Source organism: Streptomyces sp. NBC_01190 (genome assembly GCF_045039895.1).
In the GTDB taxonomy this organism is placed as follows: Bacteria; Actinomycetota; Actinomycetes; order Streptomycetales; family Streptomycetaceae; genus Actinacidiphila.
Window position 1 is genome coordinate 3,066,402 of record NZ_CP108580.1, and the last position, 22,743, is coordinate 3,089,144.

Consider the following 22,743-nt stretch of genomic DNA (forward strand, 5'->3'; position numbering starts at 1 on the left):
AGTGCCAGATCGTACGCATGCCGATCCCGTCACTCGTAATTCACCCGAAAGTGACGGCCGATTCTTCTGCGGACACCCTGGCGTTGGCACTGTGCCGGAATCTTCCCATTACATGACTGACCCGCGTGTGCGCAGGGCTCTTTCGGCTGTCGTCGCGGCTCTGGCCGCTTCGGCACTGGTCGGCGGCTGCGGTGTGCTGCCGGGGAGCACCCGCTCCGCCGGGCCGATTGTGGTGATGACCTGGGCGCCGGTGGGCACCAATGCCACCAACATGCCCGGTATGCCCGCCATGGCGCAGGTGGTGGAGAAGTACGTCAACGCCGACGGCGGCCTCAACGGGCGCAAGCTGAAGGTCCTCACCTGCAACGAGCGCAACGACCCGATCGCCGTCACGGACTGCGCCCAGCAGGCCGCGGACGCGGGCGCCGTGGCGGTGATCGGCTCCTACAGCGAGTCGGGCCAGGCCTTCACCACCGCGCTGGAGACGAGCGGCATCCCGTACATCGGCGGCTACGGCATCACGGAGGAGGAGTTCCAGAGCCTGATGTCGTACCCGATCAACGGGGGGCTGCCCTCTCTGTTGGCGGGAAACGGTCGGCAGTTGGCCGATCTCTGCAAGAAGGTGACACTGGTCCGACCCGACTCGGTCACCGGCGATCAGTTCCCGATCTTCCTCGACACCGGGCTGAAGGTCGGCGGGCTCGCCTCGGCCCGTGACCTGTCCACCCCGGACGACTCCTTCGACTACACCTCGGCGGCCGCGCGGGCGGTCGGCGACGACAAGCACTCCTCGTGCGTGTCGGCGGTGCTCGGCGACCACACCAGCACCTTCTTCGACGCCCTGCGCCGCACCGGCGACTCGCAGCCGAAGGTCCAGCTCTCCTCGGTGATCGGCAGCGTGCAGCAGTCGGTGATCGACTCCTCCGGGGGACCGGAGAGCCCGCTGGAGCACGCCTACATCACCGACTGGTACCCGCCGGCCTCCGACCCCAAGTGGGCCGAGATGAAGGCGGCGGTGAACAAGTACGCCTTCGGGGACGACCGCATCGACGTCGCCGACCCGGGGGTGCAGACCACCTGGATCGCGTACGACGTCTTCGCCAAGGTGGTCCGGGCGATGGGTGCCGGGACCACGGTGGACGCGGCGAACGTGCAACGGGCCCTGGACAGCACGTCGCACCTCTCGACCGGCGGCCTCACCCCTGACCTCGGCTGGACGGACGCGGACATGAAGTCGATCCCCGAGCATGCCCGCATGGTCAACACCGAGGTGGCCTACCAGCGCGTCACCAAGGGCAGGCTGGTCTCCGCCCGGCCGGGCTTCGTCGACCTCACCTCGACGCTGCGGAGCAGCACCACCGGCTACTGAGGCGGCCTGAGCCGGCCCGTTCGCCTCGCGCCGGCCGGCTGGCTCAGAGCTGGCTGTACTGGCGCTTGGTGAGCCCGTACGTCTCGGCGATGGAGTTCCACAGCTTGACCGCACGCTTCTTCTGCTGCGTGGCCGTACCGCTCTGCGCGTCCCCGGCCTCGGTCTCCGACGTGCCGTGCGCGTTGCCGCCCTTGCAGAGCTTGTGCTTGTCCTGGCCCACCTGGTCGGCCCAGGCCGCGTAATGGCCGTCGGCGGCGGCGGACGCCTGCCACGCCTTGGTCAGCGCCTCCGTGAGTTCCGCGTGGCCGGGCAGCTTGTCCACCGACAGGCTGCCGAGCTGGGTGACCAGGCCGGTGCGCTGGCTGGAGGCCGAGCGCAGCTTGGCGGAGGCGTCGGACAGGTCCTGGCAGTTCTTCACCGACGCCACGGCGCCGACGACGGTGCTGCGGCTGTTGCCACTGGTGTTGAGCAGCGCGTCGAGCGCCTGGGCCTGCTGCTTGGCGGCGGCGTCGCCGCCACCGCCCGAGCCGGACCCGGAGGCACTCGCGGAGTCGGTGGGAGCGGCCGCCCCGGTGGTCGCGTCCGCCGCGTTGCCCCCACCGCCGCCACCGCTGCTCAGCAGACCGCCGACGATCAGACCGGCCACCACGCAGCCCGCCACCACGACGCCGATCAGCACCTTCGGCGACATACGGTTCCCGCCGCGGCCGCCGCCGGTTCCGTCGTCATAGCCGTTGCCGTAGCCGTTGCCGGGGTCGTAGGGGCCCCCCGGCTGCTGCCCGTACGGCGGCTGGCCCGGCTGGCCGCCTTGCTGCTGGGCACCCTGCTGCTGGGACGGCGGCGCGATGATGCGCTGCCGTATCTGCGGCGGGCTCGGCACGTCGGTCCGGTAGAGGTGGTCGTAGTCACTGTCGTACTGCGGGCCGGGCGTGGGCCCTGACTGCTGCTCGTAGCCGTACTCCTGGCTGCCCTCTTGCTGCGGCGCGCCGTACTGCTGCTGCTCGAAGCCCTGCTGGTACGGCTGCTGCTGGTCGTACCCGCCCGGTCCGTAACCCTGCTGTGCCTGCGGGACCTGCTGCTCGTAGCCCTGCTGCTGGTACGGCTGGTCGTCGCCGAAGATCGACAACGGCAATGCCTGGGTCGCCTCGGCGGGCGCCACCGGGGGCTGCCCGAGCTGCTCGTGCTGCTGGTACTGATCCTGTCCGAGGTGCTGCTGGCTGTGGCGGCCCTGCGATGCCTGCTGGGGCGCCTGCGGCGGTACGGGCGGCATCGGCGGCACAGGGCCGCCGGACTGCTCCTGGGCCACGGGGTCCCCGCCGGGGTACGGCGGCAGCATCTGGGTGGCGTCCGCGACCGGTATCCCCGGGCCGGCGCCGTGACCGCCGGCAGGACCGGGACCGGCGGCCGGGTAGGGCGGCAGCATCTGCGTGGCGTCGGCCGGCTCAGGGGCGGCTCCGGGCCCGGGGCTGCCCCAGGGGCTGCCGCCGGCGGGCTGGACCTGCTCGCCGTACGCCAGGGGCTGCTGGTTCTGCCCCGTGGGGTGCACGACGCCCCGGTACGCTTCCGGCGATTCCTCGCCGCGTCCGCTGCTGTGCATCGCCGCCCACTCCCGCCTCTACCCCGCCGTCTCAACCGTCGGCCAACGCTACCGGGTTATCGGGAGAGCGGACCACGCGCCCGAACGAGTGAGCGCTACGGCACACTGTCCGGGCGCGGCCGCCCCCCGGGCGGCACCCGGTCCTGCCCGGTCTGCCCAGCACTTTGACGGGGGTGAGGTCGTGCGGTGTCGGTCCGGTAACGATTCGGTGCGGACCGTTGTTGGCGCCGGCTTTTCCCGTCTATGCCGCCTCCTGTTCCTCCAGCCGGGCGCCGAACTCCCTTACCGCGGGCTCTCCTTCGTACGGCTCGAGCCGGCGGCGGAAGTCCTCCAGGTACTCCGCGCCGCGGTTGGAGCGCAGGCCGGAGAGGAGGGTGACGGCCCGGGTGCCGGTGTCGCATGCCTCCTCGATCTCGCCCTGCTGCACCTGGGCGTCGGCGAGGAGCAGCAGATCGATCGCGCGGCGGCGCGAGCGCGTCTCGGGATGGGCGGCGAGCGCCTCCTCGGCCTGTCGGGCGGCGGACGCCGCCTGTCCCAGATCGCGGTGGCAGTGGGCGAGTTCGTCGGCGAGGTAGCCCTGATCGAAGTGGGCTATCCAGGCCGGGTCCTCCTCCGGCCGTGAGCGTTCCATGGCCTCGGTGGCGAGCGCGGCGACGGCGGTGAAGGTGCGGGCGTCGCCGAGCAGCGCGTGGCCGCGGGCCTCGGCCGCGTAGAACATCGCCTCGGCGGTCGCGGTGACCTGGCCGCGGGCTCCTTCCTGAGCGGCGCGCGCGAGTTGGGCTATCTCGCGGGGAGTGCCGAGCGACGCGGCGAGGTGGCTCATGCTGGCTGCGAGGATGTAGCCGCCGTAACCGCGGTCGCCGGCGGCCTGGGCGAGTCGAAGGGCCTGGATGTAATACCGCTGGGCGAGGCCGGGTTGGCCGGTGTCGACGGCCATGTAGCCGGCGAGTTCGGTCAGCCGGGCGACCGCGGAGAAGAGTTCGCGCCCCACCGATTCGCGGTAGCTGCCGCCCAGCAGCCCGGAGACCACGCTGTTGAGGTAGTGCACCACGACGGGCCGGACGTGGCCGCTGCCGAACCGGTGGTCGAGATCGGTGAGCGCCTGGGTGGTGGCTTTCACCGCCTCGACGTCCGACATGCCCACCCTGGCGCCGCCGTTGCGGGCCACGCCCTGGTCGGGCCGGGTGATCAGCCAGTCGCGGCTCGGCTCGACCAGGGCGGAGGCCGCGACGGTCGATCCGGTCAGGAAGTCGCGGCGGCCCACATCGCTGCGCCACAACTCGCAGACCTGCTCGATCGCGCCGAGCACGGTCGGTGCGAAGTGCAGGCCGATGCCGGTGGCCAGGTTCTTGCCGTTGGCCATGCCGATCTCGTCGATCGACACCGCGCGGCCGAGCTTGCGGCCGAGCGCCTCCGCGATGATCGCCGGCGCCCTGCCGCGCGGCTGCTGGCCCCGAAGCCAACGGGCCACGGAGGTCTTGTCGTAGCGCAGATCGAGGCCGTGCTCGGCCCCGCACATGTTGACCCGGCGGGCCAGCCCCGCGTTGGAGCAGCCGGCCTCCTGGATCAGAGCCTGCAGCCTCTCGTTCGGCTGCCGCGCCACTAACGGTCGTGCCGCCATCAATCCCCCCTCGTCGTCCCTCGACAACGTCATTTCCCACCAGACAGTGGGAATACGCCGCTAGTGACGTCAATTCACCCGCGCCGGGCGGTTCCCGACTCCTGTTGACTACCCGAATACCGGCGTCGGTGCCCGTACGCGCCCCCGGCAGTGCACCCGTGCGCCCGCGATGAGCCATAAGTCCCTTCGGCTCCCCCGCCGTTGCGTCCGGTGGCTCGCCCGGCGACACGGGATCGACCTGGGAACGACCGGCGGGGAGGAGGGAAACGACGGGGGAAGCCGCGGGCCGCCGGGAAGGCCGGGGGCTGCGGGCCAGCTCACCGGCCGACCGACCGGTATGCCGGTCCGACAGTCAGTCCTTCTGGATGTACGACCTGGAGATCCGCTCCCTGGTCGCGGCCGGGGTCGGGCCAGGGGGCGCACCGCGCCGCCCGCACGCGACCGCCCGCCCGATCCCGGTCCGCCGCCCCGCGAGCCAAGATCAACGAGGCTCGATCGTCACTGTCAGTGGTGGCCCCTAGGGTGGTTGTACGGATGAGCCGGGCCCGCCGCTCCGAGCGGCGACGGTCGCGGCCCGAGGGTGCGACGGGACAGAGGTGCCACATGATGGGGCAGCCGGAGGAGACTACGCCGGGTGACGACGGGCGGTCGCGGCCGGCCCGCGGGCTGCCTGTCCACGGGGCGATTCCGGTCGGTGGTGTCCCGGGTCCGGACGGCGGCACGCCGGCGGTGCTGGTGCGCGGGCTGTGGAAGCGGTTCGGCGAGCACGTGGCCGTCGCCGGCATCCACCTGGCGCTGCCGGCCGGCCGCTTCATCGGCCTGGTGGGTCCGAACGGCGCGGGGAAGACGACGACGCTCTCCATGATCACCGGCCTGCTCCGCCCGGACGACGGAAGTGTGCGGATCGTCGGCCACGACGTGTGGGGCGACCCGGTGGCCGTGAAGTCCCGGATCGGCGTGCTGCCGGAGGGTCTGCGCCTCTTCGAACGGCTCTCCGGGCGCGAACTGCTCGGCTACACAGGTCGCTTGCGCGGTCTGCCCGGCGCGGAGGTCGACACGCGGGCGGCGCAGTTGCTCGACGTCCTGGACCTGGCCGACGCCCAGCACAAGCTCGTCGTCGACTACTCGACGGGTATGCGCAAGAAGATCGGCCTCGCCGCCGCGCTGCTGCACAACCCGGAAGTCCTCTTCCTCGACGAGCCGTTCGAGGGCGTGGACCCGGTGTCCGCGCAGGTCATCCGTGGTGTCCTGGAGCGCTATACGGGCAGCGGCGGCACCGTGGTCTTCTCCTCGCACGTGATGGAGCTGGTGGAGAGCCTGTGCGACTGGGTCGCGGTGATGGCGGCCGGCCGGATCGTGGCGCACGGCCCGCTCGCCGAGGTGCGTGGCGCCGCGCCCACCCTCCAGGACGCCTTCTTGTCGCTGGTCGGTGCCGACAGGCGCGGCGGCCAGCGGCTCGACTGGCTGGGCGGAGGCGCCCGATGACCGCCGACGGCTCCCCGGTGATCCACGAGCGGCCTCCGGTCCCGGCCGCGGCCGCCCAAAAAGGCGCCTCGATCACCCCGGTCTTCGTCCGGCTCAAGCTGACCGTGATCCGCAACGGGCTGCGCCAGTCCCGGGGCCGCACGACCGGTTGGGTGATCGGCGTCTGCCTGGCCGTCCTGTACGCGCTCGCGCTCGGGGTGGGCATGACCGGGCTGCGCGGCAATCACTTCGCCCCCGCCGCCGCCCTCTCCCTGGCCGTGGTGCTCGGGCTCGGCTGGGCGGTGATGCCGCTCTTCCTCTTCGGGGGCGACGACACCCTCGACCCGACCCGGCTGGCGATGCTGCCGCTGCGGCCCCGGCCGCTGATGACGGCGCTGCTCACGTCGTCGCTGGTCGGCGTGGGCCCGCTGTTCACCGTCCTGGTGTCCACCGGCGCGGTGGTCGCGGTGGCACACGGCGCGGCGGCCACCGTCGTCGCGGTCGTGGCCGTCTTCCTTCTGCTGCTGACCTGCGTGGCGCTGTCCCGGGCGGTGGCCGCCGCCAACACACGGCTGCTGACCAGCCGCAAAGGACGCGATCTGGCCCTGCTCAGTGGCCTGTTCGTCGCCGTCGGCGCCCAACTGGTGAATCTCGGCGTCAGCTCGCTCTCCTCCGACGGGGGTCTGCACCGGGCCAACTCGGCGGCCTCGGTGCTGCGGTGGATACCGCCCGCGCCTGCCGTGGACGCGGTGCGTTCCACCGGGCGGGGTGCGTACGGACTGGCCGCGGTGCAGCTCGGGTACGCGGTCGTGGTTCTCGCGTCGGTCCTGCGCTGGTGGTACCGCAGTCTTTTCCGGCTGATGGTGTCGCCCGACGCGTCCACGATCCAGGCGGCGCCCGACCTGGCCAGGGGGTCGCGCAAGGGCTTCGGCGGCGGTGCCGGCCGGCGGCGGGGAGCCGATCGATGGCTGCCCGCGTCCCTGACCGGCGGCCGTACGGGCACGGTGATGGAGCGCCAGTTCCACTACCTGTGGCGTGATCCCCGCTCCCGGGCCGCCCTGGCGACGGGTCTCGCGGTGGGGTTGCTGCTGCCGCTGGTGGCGGTGGTCCAGCACGGCACGATCTACCAGTGCCTGTGGGCGGCCGGGCTGCTCGGCATGCAGATGTACAACCAGTTCGGCACCGACGGCTCGGCGTTCTGGACGGTGGCGGCGACCATATCCACCCGCCGGGACGCGGCACTCGAACTGCGCGGCCGGGCGCTGACGCTGCTGGTGATCGCGGTGCCCTATGTCATCGTGGTGACGGCGGGTGCCTCCCTGCTGCTCGGCAAGGTCGCCGCGCTGCCGGAGACGCTGGGCCTTTCCTTCGCCTCCTTGGGCGCGTTGACGGCGACCGGCACGTATGCCAGCGTCCGCTTCCCGTACGCCGTGCCGCAGCAGAGCCCTTTCTCGAGCGCCGCGCCCGGCCAGAGCAGTCTGGTGACGCTCAACGTGGTCGGCGGCACGCTGGGCGGCGCCGTGTTCTGTGCGCCGGTGCTCGCACTGTCGGTGGCGCTCCATCTCACCGGCCACCACGCGCTGTTGTGGACGGTGCTGCCGGTGGGCGCGGTGTACGGCGCGCTGGTGGTGGCGGCGGCGCTGCGGTTCACCGCGCCGCGGCTGCTCGACCGGTTGCCGGAGATCCTGGCGGTCGTGGGGAAGGGCTGACAGCCCGGGCGGGCGGCCGCGGGCTCAATCGGCGGGCTGCCCGGCGGTCTTGGTCCGACGCGGTTCCGTGGTCCAGCCGAGCAGGGCCAGCAACGGAAGCGCGGCCCCCAGTACGGTCGCGGCGGGCCAGCCGCCGGCGTGGTAGGCGTAGGAGCCGGCCTGCGATCCCAGGGCGCCGCCGACGAAAAAGGTGGCCATGAAGGCGCTGTTGAGCCGCGAGCGGGCCTTGCCGTCGAGCCGGTAGACCACCTGCTGGCCGAGTACCAGGGTGACCTGGACGGCCATGTCGAGCACCACGGCCGCGGCGCCGAGCGCGACCACGTTGTGCCGGCCGAAGCCCGCCAGGGCGAAGGCCAGCGCCGCGGCGACGAAGGCGACCGCGGTCATCGGCCGGACCAGACCCCGGTCCGCCCACCGCCCGGCGAAGGGCGCCACCAACGCGCCGCCGGCACCGACCAGGGCGAAGAGGCCGACCTGCCACTGCTGGTAGGAGAAGGGCGCGCTGGTCAGCACGAAGGAGATGGTCGTCCAGAAGACGGAGAAGGCGCCGAACATCGCCGCCTGGTAGAGCGCCCTGCGGCGCAGCGCCGGATGGACCTTCAGCAGCCGGGCCGTGGAGCGCAGCAGGGCGGCGTAGGAGAGGGTGGCGGCCGGTCCGTCCGGGGCCCGGCTCGGGAGAGCGTTGCGCAGCACCAGGGTCATCACGGTCATCAGCCCCGCCGAGGTCAGGTAGACGACCCGCCAACTCGTCGCCTCCGCGAGCAGACTGCCGACGGTGCGGGACAGCAGGATCCCGGTGAGCAGCCCGCTCATCACCTGCCCGACCACGCGCCCCCGGCTCTCGTCCGGCGCGAGGTCCGCGGCGAAGGGCACCAGGATCTGGGCGACCACGAGGGTCGCCCCGGAGATCAGGGAGGCGATGAGCAGCACCGGGAAGTTCTGCGCGGTCCCGGCCAGCACGAGGGCGCCCACGGTGACGGCCAGCAGCAGGGTGGCGAGCCGGCGTTTCTCGATCACGTCGCCGAGCGGCACGAGCAGCAGCAGTCCAGCCGCGTAACCGAGTTGGGTGGCGGTGACGAGGCCGCCGGCGGTGACCGAGGAGATCCCGAAGGTGTGCCGGAGTTCGCTGAGCAGCGGCTGGGCGTAGTAGAGGTTGGCGACGGTCAGGCCGCAGGCGACGGCGAGCAGGATGATCAGACTGCGTGGCGGGCCTTGGGAGTCCGGAGCGGCTGTTCCGTGCGGTGCGCTGTCGGTGGGGTGCCCGGAGGGTGCGAGGTCGGTGCGGTGGGCCATCGGTTTCTCTCGGGTGGGCGGGGTGGCGCGCGATATGACTGGCCGGAGTGATGGGGCACCGGTTTAACCGGTACCCAGGGCCAGTTGACCGTACCAGTTAAACCGGTGCCACCCGTAGGCTGGCCCCATGACCGTCACCGACGCCACCGTCACTCGGGTCCCCGTCCACCCACCGGGGCGATTCCGGCAGGGCTCGGGTCGGCTGTGCCTCGACTTCCTCCGCACCCTGCGGTATCGGAACACTCCTGAGGTGCGGGAGGAGTTGGTCGACGAGGAGGCGCTCGCCGCGTGGGTCGAGCAGTGCGGGCCCTTCGGAGCCGGGCCACTCCCGCCGCCTTCCCCCGAAGAGTTAGGGGACGCCCGCGCCGTGCGCGAGGCCGGCTATGCGCTGATCCTCGCCGCCCTCGGTCCCGAAGGCCCCGCCGGGCTCTCCGAAGCGGCCAGGGTCCGGCTCAATTCCGCCGCCGGGTACCCGCCTCCGACTCCTCGGCTCGCCCCGTCCGGCGAACTCGGCTGGCACGCCGACCATCCCGTCCTCGCCACCGTCGCCCTCGTCGCCCGCGACGCGCTCGACCTCGCGGCGTCCCCCGCACTCCTCCCCCGCCTTCGCCCCTGCGCCTCCCCCGCCTGCGGCGCCCTCTTCCTCGACAGCTCCCGCCCCGGCACCCGGCGCTGGTGTTCGATGGAGCCCTGCGGCAACCGGGCGAAGAAGGCGGGGCTCAGGGCGCGGGCGTGAGCCTCAGCCGGCGAACGGCCCCTCAGACGGCCGGTGGCTCCACGCGAAGGTGCTCATGATTGCGTCGAAGAGTTCCGTCACCGCGCGAGTGAAGGGGCTCACCGGATCCCCGTCCCCGGCGGTCGAGAAACTGACCGTCAACCAGCGGCCCTCGTCACCGGGCACGGGCAGTACGTAGTCGACGTGCCGGGTCACCGTATCGGCCTCGGGCTCCCCTTCGTCGGGCTCCTTCACGTACTCCCGCCGCACCCCCGCGGTCTCGCCGACCCCCCTGACCTCGCCGGCTTCGACGGCCAGCCGCCCCAGCAGCACCTCGGGGCGCACGCCGCCCTCCCCCACGGCCTCAGCGACCACGAAGGACGCGGCCAGCACGGCGCCGCCCGGCCGAGCGCGTACCGGCACGTACAGATCAAGCCCGCCGGACCTTCTGGCGTCCTCCGCCAGCTTCTCCACCCGCCGCCGCACGTGCAGCCGGTACGCCATCCCCTTCTCCCGCGACACATCGGCGGGCACTTTCTCGATACCCCGGAAAACCTTCTCCTCCAAGCTCTCCCGGGTACGCCCCCGCAGCGGAATCCGCACCCACCCGGGCGGCAACAGCAGGCTGTACGTAGCCGGCGCACCAACAAGACTCACCGCGCCACCCCCGCACCCCGCCCACCCCGACGCATCCTCCACCGGGCGACCGTCGCGACAAGGGGGGCAGCGAGCGGAATTGGGGTTACTTCGGGAACGCCGGTGAGGAACAGCGTTTGGGCGGAGAAGATACCGCCGATGATGAGGTAGAACATGACCCCGCTGTCCCAGGTCCGCGTCCTCCAGAGATCGAGCATTGCAAGCCACACCATCGCCTGGCCAAGGATGGTAAACACGCCCACACAGGGCGCGAGTTGCGAGCCCCCCGCACCAATGATCCGCAGGACAACCAGCGTGCCGATCGTCGCAAGGGGAGGCAGGGCCGCCCCGAGTCGGGCCCGTCGCATGATGCGTTCCTCGATATGGCCCTTCCCGTGCTCGGATGATTTGATCACCTTCGCTCGTGGTTTTGAACCCGGCACTTCCGAAGGTGTCACCATTGGCTTCCGATCTCTCTGACGTACCGCTGCTTCATCTGGCCGTAGGTTTTCGAAGCTGGCTTTGTGGAAAACACATTGCTGTCGCCCACGAACTTGTCGCCGAGGTCCACGGCCGAGCCGGCTCCGAATGACACGCGGAGCGTGCTGTAATGCCGGTCCGCGCCAACGCTTGCCCGCTGCACCTCCGGGCTGTCCGGATACGCCGCCCGGAGCCTTCTCACGTCCTTATGGAGATTCGCCGTTTCGCGTTCTCCCCCCACCGCCGCCGCCTCCCAGCGGGACGCCGTCGCGACGGGGACCGCCGCCTCCTCGGCGGACGCCGCCACGCCGGCGCGGAGGGCCGCCGCCCGGGCGATATTGCGGGCGTGGCGCGCCTTCGCCCGCGCCGCTCGCGTGGAGGAGCGGCGGTTGACCACCGCCGACGTTCGGTCGCGCAGGGGGCGGGCGGACCGGGCCGTGGCCTCGACGGCCCGGTCCTCCGCGGCGAGTTCGGCCGCCAGCTTCGTGGCGTCGCGCACGCCGCGGAGTTTGGTGAGGGCGATCGTGCCGACCTGCATGGTGAGGAGGCCGAAGACGTCCATGGCGACGTCCGCCCAGGAGCCGTCGGCGGACGAGGCGAGGAGAAGGTGGCCGGCGAGGACCCCACAGGTGAGCCAGACGGCGAGGCCGGCGATCCAGCCCGCCGGGGTCATGGTGATGGCGGCCAGGGCGATGCCGGTCGCGACCCAGCTCATCGCGTCGACCACGAAGGAGATGGCCCCGGCGTGGTCGTCGACGGCGTCCTTGACGCCCTCCCACCAACTGTCCTTGATCGTGTCGTCGATCTCGTCGCGGATCCGGGCCGCGTAGTGACGCGCTCGTTCGTCGCGCTGGGCGGTGATCCCCGCAAGGGCCGCCCGGTGCGGCGCCGTTGAGTCCTCACCCGGGTCGTCGGAAGCCGCGGCATCGGCGGCGGCCCGGGCCGAGCGCAGCACGTGCCCTGCCTGCGTCTGGAACTCCTCCAGCTCGTGGGCCCAGCCGCTCAGCCCGCTGTGGACGCGTTCGTACCGCTCGGCGGTCTCGCGGAGCCTCAGCTCCAACTCGCGCGCGCCGTCTCGGAGCGCTTCCGCGTAACGTCCCTTGAGTCCATGGCCCTCAGCGATGGCCCTGAGATCCCTGGCCTCGGTTCTGAGCATGGCCGCGATCTGCCGGATGTGCGCGACTTCCTCGAGGATCGCCGCCGGGTCGCCGGGGACGGGATCGCCGGCGGTGAGGGGGTGCCAGTCGTGCGGCCTGGAACGACCGCTCAACCCGTCTGCGCCAGACGCTGATCGGTCCGCCGAAAGGTCTCCCGCGCCGAGCCGACGAGTCCGCCCACCGACTCGATCCGGGACAGAAGCTTCTTGCGGTACCAGGACCAGTTGTCCACGAACGCGTCCATCGCCCCGTCGATCGCCGCCGCGCCCCACGCGTCGTGCAGGTCGTCCCGGCGCGCGGAGATCGTACGGAACTCGCCGTGCAGCGCGCTCAGCAGGCGCTCCGCCTCGGCCAGTACCGCGTCCGTGACCTGGAGGTCGGTCATGCCCGCACCTCCGGTCGATCCCGTGCTCCGTTGTCGGCAACCACCTCCTGACAACGGTCGCGGGCCGCCCGGAGGTTACGGGCAACACGGCATATGCCAGCCGATCGGGTTGCGGAAGCCGGAGCGGCGGACGGTCGGCGGCGGACCGTCAGTTGGCGATCTGTCCGCGCCAGGCCGGGAGGAGTTCGTCCAACAGCGCCTCCACCCGGGGAGGAAGGCCCCGCCCGGAGCCGCTGACGGCGCCGCCACGGGCGATCAGGGACTGGGCCGCCGCCTCAAGGCGAGCCGGGTCGCCGGTGGCGCGGGTAGCGCGCAGGAGTTCGAGCCAGAGGCGTTCGTCGTCGGGGGCGACGGTGAGGCCGGTCTCCACGGCGGCCGCCGCTGCCTTGGGCTTGTCGGCTTCGAGGTGCAGTTCGGCGAGGGCGAGCGCTATCTCCGCGACGAGCACCGGGTGGTGGGCGTCGACGATCTCGTGGCCGAGCCAGCCGTAGCGGCCGGGCGAACGGTCGGCGAGGAGCGGTCCGCGCGCGAGGGAGAGGGCGTCGGTGAGGAGCCGCCGACGGGCCACCGGGTCCGCGGCGGCCCCGCCTTCGGTGGCCTCGTGGTGCAGGGTCTGCAGCACGTCCCAGTCGGATACGACGGTGGTGGCGAGCACGATGCGGCCGGTGGCGTCGAAAGTGAGCCGGTAGGTGCCGTCCGGGTCGGTGCCGAGCCAGTCGCGGAGGCGTTCGATGAGCGCGTCGCGTACGTCCTCGGTGACGCCGCGCGGCCAGAGCGCGGAGGCGAGCACTCGGGGGTGGACGCCCTCGCGGTGCAGAAGCAGCAGGGCGAGCGCCTCGTTGAGGAGCGGGCCGCGCTCGGCGGAAGGCGCCTCGATGCCGATGATCTCGAACGGGCCGAGAAGGCGGGCGTACACGCCGGGGCGGCCCTGGTCGGAGAGGTCCACCAGGAAGGGCGGCGCGTCCGGGCCGGGGCCGTCGTCGTCCCCGCCGGCTTCACCGAAGAGCCGAAGCACCGCCTGGTACTGGGCGGCGGGCAGCATCTGCGCTTCCAGGTCGAGGCCGAGCAGCGGGGCCAGCAGCCGTCCGGCGGGAGTGACTTCGAGTTCCCAGGCGGCGCCCGGCAGGTCGGTGCGGCCGGTAGCGACGAGATAGCCGATGCCGAGGCGGCCCGCGTCGGCGGCGAGTTCGGCGAGACGCTCGGCCTCGTCGTCGGTCGGTTCGACGGCGAGCAAGACCAGGTGCGGGGCCCATTGGGTGTGCTGGGCGCGGCCGGCGCGGCCGGTGAGCACGCTGTCCTGGCCCGCGGTCCGCAGCGCCCCGGCGCGCTGGGCGGTCTCCGCCGCCATGGTCTCGATCACCTCGGGCACGTCGGCGAGGTGGCGCATCCGGGCGGGCGCGAGGGCGGTCAGGTCCTCCGCGAAGCCGACCAGGGTGACCGTCATCCGGTCCGACCAGCCGTTGGTGGCGAGTTCGGAGGCGATGGAGGCGAGTACGGCCTCGCGGTCCACCTGGCCGCCGGCCAGGGACACGATGCCCGGCACGGCTTCGAGGTTGAGCAGCAGCCGGGCGCCGTCGAGCCTGCCGAGGGACACCAGCCCGGGGTACGGGGCGGCGGCGGCCGTGTCGGCGTCCTCGGCCAGGTCACCGCGGTCGAAACGCCAGAACGTCTGGTCCTGGCCGAGCTGCCATGGCGCGGGGGGCTGGCCCTCGGGCATGGCGAGTTGCAGATGGAGGGCGTCACCGGTGAGCCAGGCGGCGTACACGACGGGGAGTTTGCGGCCGTCGGCGTCGAGTCGGGCGGACAGGGCGCGCAGGGCGCGGTCCAGGAAGGCGACGGTGTCCGGGTCGGCGCCCACGCGCAACGCGTCGGCGGCGTCGGCCTGCGGGCCGCTGGGGGTTCTGGGGGTGCGCGGCGTACCCGCGGCGACCGACTGCCACAAGGCGGTACGGCGCCTACGGCCGAGGGCGGCGAGCAGGCCGGCGGCGAGCAGCGGGGAGGCGATGAGCGCTTCGGACAGGCTGAAGCCGGCGGCCGGGGAGGCGACGAGGGAGAGGGCGGAGTCGGCCGGGGAGCGGTGGTGGTCGGTGTGGGTGCTGTCCGTGCTCTGCGCTGCCACGGTGTGCTGGTCGCCTTGCGGGTCGCCAACGGTGGTCTCAGGTGCGTCCGCCCGCCTAGCGGGGGCGCCGCCGGTCCCGGGTGCCTCGGTGCCGCTCTGAGCTGCCGTCGAGGGTAGGACGGTGGCGTGTGCGCCCTCCGCCGCCGTGTCCTTCGCTCCCCCGTGCTCGGCGTAGTGCCGTACGTCGGGGGCGGTGTGCGGGGCGGCGACCGGCATCTCCACCAGATCGCCGCCGTGCGCGTCGGCGGGCATCTCCATCACCCAGCCGGGCCGGATCAGACTGGCCTGGGACAGCCGTGAACCGTCCGGCTGCACCCGGTCCTTGTTGAGTTCGTAGATCTCCTTGTAACGGCGGCCGTCGCCGAGGTGGCGCTGCGCGATCTCCCACAGCGAGTCGTGGTGGCGGCCTTCGGGCGGACTGATCCGGTAGAACTTGGTCGCCTCCCGCGCGGACTGCGCGGCGCCGTGGCCGGCTCCGGGGCGCGCGGCGGTCTGCTGGTGCGGTACGGCGGCGGCCTGCCGAGCCGCCTGGAACTGCCCGGGGGTCTGCTGGGCGGTCACGGCCACACCCGGCCGGGCCTGGCTCGCCGTCTCGTGGTGCTGGCCGATCTGCGCCAGTCCTGGGACCATTCCGGCGGTGCTCACCCCGATCAGCAGCAGGGCCGCGATCAACTGCCTGGCCAGCAACTGGCTCGGGCCGGAGGCGGGCACCCGGTGCGGCATACCGACGCCGGAGACCGCGGCCTTCGCCTCGACCAGCACGCACGCGGTGAACTGCGCCCACGCCAGCCACACCACCACGGCCAGGGTGTTGACGAAAGTCTCCGAGGTGATCGGCTGCTGCACCAGGTCGGAGTCGAAGTGGTGCGGGAACGGCGAGCCGATGAGGTACAGCAGCACCCCGGGGACACCCACGACCAGCACGGCGAGCGCGGCGAACGCACCGAGCGCCCGTACGAGGTCGCCGAACGAGCGGTGCCTGCGCGGTGGACCGGCCGCGGGCCCGCCGTGCGGCGCGCGGTTGGGTCCCGTGGCGGCGGTGCGTGCCATGGCTGCTTCCTCTTCTGCGTACTGTGCGGGCTTCGGTACGGGTTTCACTACGGGCTACGGGCTACGGGCTACGGTTTATGGGCTATGTGCTACGGGCTGCGGCTCTTCGGCGTCCGGTCGGTGGGCGGGTTGACGGACGGGCGGCGCGCGTCAGTTGGCGGAGCCGGCCACGGACTCGGCGGCGGCCGTACCGTGCACCACCACGTCGTGGTCGTAGAAGAAACCGGTGAGCATCGGCTGGTAGGTGAGCTGGATGGTGACCTCGACCCGGTCGGCGTCGGCGAGTGTGCAGTGCGAGGCGGCGACATCGGCCGGGTCGAGTCCGGACTGCTCGGCGAACTGTTTGACCCGGGTGTCGCAGTCGCCCGTGTTGATCACCGGCGTCGCACCACCCGGCGGGGCGCCGCGCAGCGCCTCGGTGTCGACGTCCTCGGCCGCGTAACGTGCCGCCTGCTCTGCGATGTCGGCGGCGCGCTCCCGCTTCGATATGGAGAGCCCGCCGTCCACCACGAAGCCGGCGAGGGCCATGAAGACGATGGCGAAGATCAGGACGGCGGCTGTGCCGGAGCCCCGGTCGCCGCCCCCTCGCCTGAGCGGGTGCTGCGGGTGGAGCGGGTGCGGCGATCGGAGTGGCGGCGGCGGGTGCGCGGCGAGGCGGCGTACGGCGCCGGTTCGCGGCCCAGGGAGCCGGCCGGTGGTCGTCATCAGTTGGTCACCGCCCGGCGGTAGGGGTCGAGCGGTGAGGACGCCGACGAGGTGAGGGTCTTGTTGATGTCCAGGCCGAGGGAGCCGAGGCCGCGGATGGTGCAGTGGATCTCCACCGTGAAGAGGGTGTCCGGGGCGAAGCCCACGCTCGTCTGGGTGACCTGGAGGGAGTCGCCGACGCAAGTGTCGCCGAGGTCGGCCTCCGCCGCCGCTGTGGCTTGTCGCATGGCGATCTCCTGGCTGCGCTGTATGGAGCCCGCACGGGCCGCGTCCCGGGCGGCGCCGTCCACCGCGCCCCGGCCGTCGACGAGTTGGCCGAAGGCGACCAGGATCAGCACGAACAGGATGATGAGCGGGGCGAGGACGACCACCTCGATGGTGGAGAGTCCCCGGTCCGCCCCGGGGCGGTCCGGCGTTGGCTCCTGCCCACGGTTCGCCGCGGACCGCCCTTGCTCGTGGGCCATCGGATCAACCCCCCTGACACGTGGTGGCTCGGTCCTCGGCGTCATCCACGAAGCACTCCACCGGGCCCTGCGACATCTCGTGGACCGAGAAGTGCAGGCCGGGGAAGACGGCGGGCACGTCCGCGGTGACCCGGATGCCGACGGTGGCCGGGTCGGGGTTGAGCGCGGTGATGGTCCGGCCGTCCAGCAGGTTGGGGCCGAGCTGGTCGATGTAGCCGGCGGTGGTGGTCCGGGCGTCGTCCTCCCAGCGGCCGGGGTTGTCGTGAGCTTCGGCCCGGGCCTTGCGGGCCCCGGCCTGGGCGGCCGCCTGGGCGACGTGTTCGGCGAAGAAGTACATCCCGAACTGGACGGTGGCGAAGATCATGAAGAAGAGCACCGGGGTGAGGAAGACGAATTCGATCGAGGTCATGCCGCGATCGGCGCCGGTCCGCGCGGTCGCACGGCCGGCCCTCCCCGTACCCGTACGGCCGACCACGCCCACGCCGCTGTCGCCGCGGGCGGCGTCCAGTCTGCGGCGCAGGGCGTGGCGCGGCCCGTCGGTTCGTCGTCCTGTCACGGCTGCGGCCTCAGCAGGTCTTGCTGTCCGAGGCGCCCTGGATGCAGTTGCCGACGTCGGTGGCCTTGTCCTTGAGCGCGCCGTTGATGATCACGGCGACCACCCCGACGACGGTGACGACGACCGCGGAGATGATGACCCACTCCACGGCGGAGGCTCCGCGCGACAGGTCGTCGGCGGAACGGACGCGCTGCACACGGGCTTTGAGGTAGGTGATCAGGAAGTCGACAGCCGGATGGCTGACCGCGGGCGGACGGTTCATGGTTCAAGTCCTCTCGACTCGATGCTCGGCATGCGATGACGGTGGTGCTCGACGCTCGTGCTCGGCCGTGCCGATCAGACCTGGAACACGCGCATCGCGGCGGGGAAGATCAGGAAGACCAGAAAGCCCGCGCACAGCAGGAGTTGGGCCACGAGCATGGACTGGGATTTCTCCCCGGCCGCTCCTTCGATCTCGGCGAGTTCACGGTGCCGCATCGTCTCGGCGCGCGACGCGAGCGAATCCCGGACCTTGGCGCCGTCGTCGGCCACCAGGCCGAGGGTGACGGACAGGTCCTGCAACTCCTCGATACCAAGCTCCTCTCCCAGCCGGCCGAGTGCCACCCACTGGCTGGTACCGGTGATCCGGGCGTCGGCGAGGCAGTTGCGGATCCGCAGGAGGGCCCAGCCGTCGCTGATCTCGGCGGCGGCCATCAGCGCCTCGGGAAGACCGCGGCCGCCGGCGAGGTTCATCGACACCAGATCCAGATAGGCGCCGATGACGCGGCGCAGGTCCTTGCGTTTGTCCACCGCGTCCCGCCGGACCTCTATATCGGGCAGCACGAAGAAGGCGCCACCGCATATCAAGGACATCCAGACCGGGATGACGGGGTTGCTGCCCATACCGAGCTGCCAGATCAGTGCGAAGACGAAGGGGCCGAAGATCAGGCCGGCCGCCGCCAGGATGATCTTGGTGGCCAGGAATCCTTCCCAACCGCGGTCGAGCACAGCCAGGTCGGCTCGAAGCGAGCGCTGTTCCCAGCCCTGCTGGAGGTAGAACTGGGCGACGCGCTGACCGATCCGGCTCCGCAGGTCGGTGGACGCGGGGGCGGCCGGGCTGCTCGCGGGAGCCGCGGCGCGGAGCGCGTCGATCTGCGCCACGGTGGAGACGGCGCTGCGCCGACTCGGCAGGAGTGCGCGGATCAGGCCGAAGACACCGAGACCGATGGCGCCGCCGACCAGACAGGTCATGAGGACGTTGTTCATCGGGCGCCAGCTCCCTGTCCAGGTACGGCGGCGGGGCTTGTCGCTCCGCCGGTCGGAAGGGGTCGGGCGCCGGCGTGCCCGGGCTGGCCGGGGTGTCCGGGGGTGAACTGGCCGGGCAGACCCTGCCGTTCGGCGAGCCGCTCGGTGGAGTGGACCAGGAACCGCTCGGGTGTCTCGATCTTCGACAGCTTGCGCAGCCAGAAGAAGCCGGCCGCGAACAGCGCGCACACCAGGGCCAGCACGGCCTGTCCGATCGCGGTGCCGTAGGGCTCCACGAAGCCGCGGTTGAAGATCGCGAGGCCCAGGACGAACAGCACCGAGACCACCACGACGATCTGCACACTGCGGCGGGTGCTGGCCCGCTGGGCCATGACGCGCTGGCGCATGTCCACCTCCTCACGGGCCGACTTGGCGAGGGCGCCGAGCACGTCGCGCAGCCCCGGGCCGCGCAGTCGGGCGTTGAGGATGAGGGCGGCGATGATGATGTCGGCGGAGGCGTCGTTTATCTCGTCGGCCAGGTGCTGGAGCGCCTCGGGCAGCGGGGTCCGGGACCGCAACCGGTCGACCAGGGAGGCCAGATGAGGCCGCAGCGCCGGGGCGGCGGCCCGGGCCGAGGCGGGGATGGCCTGTTCGAGGCCGACGGCGCCGGCGATGGTGTCACGCAGCGACTCGGTCCAGCCGGCCAGTGCTTCGACCCGCTTCATCGCGGCGCGCTCTTCGGCCGCGCCGCCGAAGAGCTTGTCCCAGCAGAAGACGAGGATCGCCGAGGAGACGCCGAGCACGGCCCAGCGGGTGAGCCCGAGCACCACGAGCCCGCCGACCACGGCCAGTGAGCCGCGCTGGGACAGAAAGCGTACGAACTCCGTCGCCTTGTCCTCGCTCTGGCCGGGCTTGGGCGGCTTGGGCGCCCAGCCGCGCAGGGCGACGATCAGCAGGGCGATGCCGCCGCCGACCCCCGCGCCGGCGAGCAGGCCGTAGAGCACTTCGACGGAGAGGATCCCGGTCATTACCGCCACACCCCCGTGGGCTGGTAGCCGTTGGCGAGCAGTTCTTCGAGGCAGGAGATGGGGGCGTGCGGCAGAGCCACACCCTCCCTGCCCTCGGCGAAGACCTCGCTGGACAGAACGCGGCCGTCCACCCCGTTCACCTCACGGATGGAGGTCACGACACGGCGCAGGGTACCGCCGCGTTGGTAGTCGTTGCGGCGCTGGAGGAAAACGACGAAGTCGATGGCACCGGCCACCAGCATCTGGGACGCCTCGACCGGCAACCGCTCGCGTGCCTGGAGGGCGTAGGTGGAGATGCGGTTGAAGACTTCGGCGGAGCTGTTGGCATGGATGGTCGAGAGCGAACCGTCGTTGCCCTGGGACATCGCGTTGAGCATGGTGACGATCTCGTCGCCGAGCACCTCGCCCACGATGACCCGGGAGGGGTTCATACGCAGGGAGCGGCGGACGAGTTCGGCCATGGAGATGGCGCCGTGGCCCTCGGAGTTGGGCAGTCGTTCCTCGAACGCCACCACGTTGGGGTGGAGTTCGGGGAACTGGTCGAGACCCAGTTCCAGCGCGCGCTCGACGGTGATGAGCCGTTCGTGCGGCGGGATCGCATTGGCCATGGCCCGCAGCAGAGTGGTCTTGCCGGCGTTGGTGGCGCCGGCGATCATCAGGTTCTTCCGGGCCAGTACGGCCGCCGACAGGAAAGAGCCCAGCTCCGGGGTGACCGTGTAGTTGCCCACCAGGTCGGCGAGGAAGACCTTGCCGAGGCGCGCCCGGCGGATGGAGAGCGCGGGCCTGCGGGTGACGTCCATGACGGCGGAGAGCCGGGAGCCGTCCGGAAGCCGCAGGTCGAGCTGGGGGTTGGCGGTGTCGAAAGGGCGGGAGGACAAACCGGAGTAGGCGCCGAGCACCTGGATGAGCTCGATGAGCTCCTCGTCGGACTCGGCGACCGGGTCGACCTGGAGTTCACGGCCGTCGGAGTATCCGACGAAGACCTGGTCGCAGCCGTTGATGTCGATGTTCTCGACTTCCGGGTCGTCCAGCAGCGGCTGGAGCCGGCCCACCCCGAAGAGCGCGGCGTGCACAGCGGCGGCGTACGCCTCCTCGGACTGCGCGTCCGGCGGGGTACGGCCGACGGTGATCTCGGCCCGCGCGTAGTCCTCCAGGATCTGGGCGATGATCGCCCGGGCGAACTGCCGCTCGTCCTCCGCGGACATGGGCGCCGTGTTCGACACCTGGTCCAGCCTGCGCTGCTCGGAGATGCGGTCGCCAGCCTCCTGCCGGAAGCGTTTGACGAGCTGGTGGTCCACCTCGCTCATCGGAAGACCCCGTACCGCTGCGGAACGTCGGCGGTGATCTGCCGTGCGGACCTGATCAGCAGCGACTTGTCCAACCGCCCCCGACGACGGCCGTTGAGCATCTCGGCACCGGCCGGGTCGTCGGCGATGGTGCCGACGACCCGCGCGGCGATCTGCGAGCCCACCAGCATGTCGTTGACCTGGCCGGCGACCCGGGCGCTGTGGGCGGGATCGGCGATGAGCAGAATGCCGATCGGTGGATGCCCGAGCGCGGCGGCGGCGCCCCGCTGCGAACCGTGCAGCTTCGCGGAGAGCGCGCCGGCCCGGTCCCGGACGCGCGCGAGGTGTTCGGCCTCGGTGCGGGAGACGAGGAGCACCAGCGCCGAGTGCGCGAACAGCTCCAGGGTCGGGGAATCGGCCCCGATCCGCCCGCAGTCGGCGATGACGTCGGCCGCCCCGTTCGGTGACTCGTCCAGGGTGGCGAAGGCCTGGCCGAGCATCGGCCACAAGCCGGCCAGCCCTGCGGCCTGTTCGGCGCTGCCGATGCCGACCAGGACGTCGAGGCCGCCGACGAGCGGCTGGGCGTGGTCCCACAACTGCTCGGCGGCAAGGCCGCGACGGGCGGTCGCGGCCAGCGACAGCAGCCCCGAGTTGGGATCGAGTACCCCGCCGTGCGCGGCGCGGGACCGGTAGACCAGGTCGCCGCCGGCCGGGTCGGTCTCGGCGAGCAGGACGCGTCGGGGCCACACGGCGGCGAGCGCCACGGCGGTCGTGGTGACACCCGGTGAGCCCTTGTCGGCGGCGACAGCGATCAGTGCCATGACTCTTCGCCCGCTCGCTCAGTCGATGCTGCTGGGAACGATGGCCAGCGCGACTTCGTCGGCCGAGGCGGCGATCGTCAATTTCCCGGCGTCCGCGCTGTCCACGACGACGGTGACGGAGGTGTCGCCACCGAGGCCGTTCGACCCCGGATGGACGTCCCGGACGATCAGATGGCCGTTGATGAGCGTGCTCTGCGCGCCGGTCGCCTCGCCGCCGGAGCCCGCACCCGTGGTTTCCTGTGCCTTGGCCGCGTCGGTACCGACCCGGTAGGCGGCCACGATGTCGCCGGGCTGAAGACCCGGGGGGAACTCGCCGTCCTTCAGGGAGATTCCGACGAGGGACTTACCGGTCGTCAACACCTCGTCCTGCTGACTGATCATCGTCTGGGTGAGGAGGGAACCCTCGACAAGATTGGTCTTCGCCCGCCAGTTGGTGACCAGGTCGTGGCGCTGTTGCCACCTGATGAGCTTCACGTCGCTGCCGTCGGTGACATCCGAGACCATCACTTCGCGGATGGCGTCCTCGGGAATCTTTCCGCCGGCCGCAATCGGTGCGACGACCTCGACCACCGAGACCTTGTCGCCCGCACGCATCACCATCAAGGTCGCGCCGAGCGCGCCCACCAGGATCAGCAGCACCGCCAACGCGGCCAGCGCGGGCTTGCGTTCGCGCGGCGCCGTGGGCAGCCGCTCCCCGCTCAGCGGCGCCCCGAGTGCCGGCGCCGGAACGGGCTGACGGCCACCGCCACCACCCGCGCTTGATCGTTCCCTGGTCTTCACGTCAATGCCCCCGTCGAGCCGGCGTGTACATCGGTATCGGTTGTGAGAGAGGAGACTGCCGCGCTCCGGTCCGGCGACAGCCTGCAGGCCGATGTCAGGCCACCGCACGCTATCAGCGCCTGACAAACACCCTCAAGGCGCTGCCCGCGATGCCAGGCACCCAACTCCCCTACAGAACAGGACGATCCGCGTGGCGTGCCCAGCATCGGGCCGCACGGCTCAGCTCCCGTCCGGACCACCTTTTCGGTCCGGCCGAGACCACTCTGCCACTGCGGACCCGCCCC

The 22,743-nt window shown here is 71.8% G+C and carries 21 protein-coding genes; 4 read left to right on the forward strand and 17 right to left on the reverse strand.

The window, feature by feature from the left end; all coding sequences use genetic code 11:
• Window positions 1-112 precede the first annotated feature (112 nt).
• Complete coding sequence (locus OG519_RS12780; RefSeq protein ID WP_405582687.1) at window positions 113-1,369, forward strand: ABC transporter substrate-binding protein; 1,257 nt, start codon at window positions 113-115, stop codon at window positions 1,367-1,369.
• Window positions 1,370-1,412: 43 nt separating this feature from the next.
• Here the strand turns inward: OG519_RS12780 and OG519_RS12785 are convergent, their stop codons facing one another.
• On the reverse strand, window positions 1,413-2,966 hold the full coding sequence (locus OG519_RS12785) for a hypothetical protein (protein ID WP_405582690.1): 1,554 nt from the start codon (window positions 2,964-2,966) through the stop codon (window positions 1,413-1,415).
• 241 nt (window positions 2,967-3,207) lie between these two features.
• A complete protein-coding gene (locus OG519_RS12790) occupies window positions 3,208-4,587 on the reverse strand; it encodes a transcriptional regulator (protein WP_405582693.1) in 1,380 nt (459 codons plus the stop codon).
• Between the two features lie 603 nt (window positions 4,588-5,190).
• Here OG519_RS12790 and OG519_RS12795 point away from each other — a divergent pair.
• Together OG519_RS12795 and OG519_RS12800 are read left to right on the forward strand one after the other, a co-directional pair.
• Entirely contained in the window at window positions 5,191-6,072 is an 882-nt protein-coding gene (locus OG519_RS12795) for an ABC transporter ATP-binding protein (RefSeq protein WP_405582695.1), read from the forward strand.
• The gene (locus OG519_RS12800) at window positions 6,069-7,760 is read left to right on the forward strand and encodes a transporter (protein ID WP_405582697.1); all 1,692 of its coding nucleotides are present in this window, start codon (window positions 6,069-6,071) and stop codon (window positions 7,758-7,760) included. Before OG519_RS12795 ends, OG519_RS12800 begins: the two co-directional genes overlap by 4 nt.
• 24 nt (window positions 7,761-7,784) lie before the next feature.
• Here the strand turns inward: OG519_RS12800 and OG519_RS12805 are convergent, their stop codons facing one another.
• Entirely contained in the window at window positions 7,785-9,053 is a 1,269-nt protein-coding gene (locus OG519_RS12805; protein WP_405582699.1) for an MFS transporter, read from the reverse strand.
• 127 nt (window positions 9,054-9,180) lie between these two features.
• Here OG519_RS12805 and OG519_RS12810 point away from each other — a divergent pair, with 127 nt between their 5' ends.
• On the forward strand, window positions 9,181-9,789 hold the full coding sequence (locus OG519_RS12810) for a CGNR zinc finger domain-containing protein (protein WP_405582701.1): 609 nt from the start codon (window positions 9,181-9,183) through the stop codon (window positions 9,787-9,789).
• 3 nt (window positions 9,790-9,792) lie between these two features.
• On the opposite strand, the gene OG519_RS12815 is transcribed toward OG519_RS12810, so the two are convergent.
• The 14 genes from OG519_RS12815 to OG519_RS12880 form a co-directional block, all read right to left on the reverse strand.
• A complete protein-coding gene (locus OG519_RS12815; RefSeq protein ID WP_405582703.1) occupies window positions 9,793-10,425 on the reverse strand; it encodes a hypothetical protein in 633 nt (210 codons plus the stop codon).
• Window positions 10,422-10,820 (reverse strand): hypothetical protein, encoded by a 399-nt coding sequence (locus OG519_RS12820; protein ID WP_405582705.1) that lies wholly within the window; start codon window positions 10,818-10,820, stop codon window positions 10,422-10,424. The genes OG519_RS12815 and OG519_RS12820 overlap by 4 nt, the downstream gene beginning before the upstream one ends.
• 38 nt (window positions 10,821-10,858) lie before the next feature.
• Window positions 10,859-12,154, reverse strand: a complete 1,296-nt coding sequence (locus OG519_RS12825; protein WP_405582707.1) for a hypothetical protein — start codon at window positions 12,152-12,154, stop codon at window positions 10,859-10,861.
• Window positions 12,151-12,426, reverse strand: coding sequence for a hypothetical protein (locus tag OG519_RS12830; protein ID WP_405582709.1), 276 nt, complete (start codon window positions 12,424-12,426; stop codon window positions 12,151-12,153). Before OG519_RS12830 ends, OG519_RS12825 begins: the two co-directional genes overlap by 4 nt.
• Before the next feature lie 148 nt (window positions 12,427-12,574).
• Window positions 12,575-15,595, reverse strand: coding sequence for a BTAD domain-containing putative transcriptional regulator (locus tag OG519_RS12835; protein ID WP_405582711.1), 3,021 nt, complete (start codon window positions 15,593-15,595; stop codon window positions 12,575-12,577).
• A 150-nt stretch (window positions 15,596-15,745) separates the two neighbouring features.
• The gene (locus OG519_RS12840; RefSeq protein WP_405582713.1) at window positions 15,746-16,300 is read right to left on the reverse strand and encodes a pilus assembly protein TadG-related protein; all 555 of its coding nucleotides are present in this window, start codon (window positions 16,298-16,300) and stop codon (window positions 15,746-15,748) included.
• Window positions 16,300-16,764 (reverse strand): TadE/TadG family type IV pilus assembly protein, encoded by a 465-nt coding sequence (locus tag OG519_RS12845; protein WP_405582715.1) that lies wholly within the window; start codon window positions 16,762-16,764, stop codon window positions 16,300-16,302. Before OG519_RS12845 ends, OG519_RS12840 begins: the two co-directional genes overlap by 1 nt.
• 4 nt (window positions 16,765-16,768) lie before the next feature.
• Entirely contained in the window at window positions 16,769-17,320 is a 552-nt protein-coding gene (locus OG519_RS12850) for a TadE family protein (protein WP_405582717.1), read from the reverse strand.
• A 10-nt stretch (window positions 17,321-17,330) separates the two neighbouring features.
• Window positions 17,331-17,582: a hypothetical protein gene (locus tag OG519_RS12855; RefSeq protein WP_405582718.1), complete on the reverse strand. Its 252-nt coding sequence runs from the start codon at window positions 17,580-17,582 to the stop codon at window positions 17,331-17,333.
• Window positions 17,583-17,656: 74 nt separating this feature from the next.
• Complete coding sequence (locus OG519_RS12860) at window positions 17,657-18,565, reverse strand: type II secretion system F family protein (RefSeq protein WP_405582720.1); 909 nt, start codon at window positions 18,563-18,565, stop codon at window positions 17,657-17,659.
• Window positions 18,562-19,572, reverse strand: coding sequence for a type II secretion system F family protein (locus OG519_RS12865; RefSeq protein WP_405582722.1), 1,011 nt, complete (start codon window positions 19,570-19,572; stop codon window positions 18,562-18,564). The genes OG519_RS12860 and OG519_RS12865 overlap by 4 nt, the downstream gene beginning before the upstream one ends.
• Entirely contained in the window at window positions 19,572-20,879 is a 1,308-nt protein-coding gene (locus tag OG519_RS12870) for a CpaF family protein (RefSeq protein ID WP_405582724.1), read from the reverse strand. Before OG519_RS12870 ends, OG519_RS12865 begins: the two co-directional genes overlap by 1 nt.
• The gene (locus tag OG519_RS12875) at window positions 20,876-21,679 is read right to left on the reverse strand and encodes a hypothetical protein (protein WP_405582726.1); all 804 of its coding nucleotides are present in this window, start codon (window positions 21,677-21,679) and stop codon (window positions 20,876-20,878) included. The genes OG519_RS12870 and OG519_RS12875 overlap by 4 nt, the downstream gene beginning before the upstream one ends.
• Window positions 21,680-21,697: 18 nt before the next feature.
• Window positions 21,698-22,459 carry a hypothetical protein gene (locus OG519_RS12880; protein ID WP_405582728.1) on the reverse strand — a complete coding sequence of 254 codons (762 nt, stop codon included), beginning with the start codon at window positions 22,457-22,459 and terminating at the stop codon, window positions 21,698-21,700.
• Window positions 22,460-22,743 lie beyond the last annotated feature (284 nt).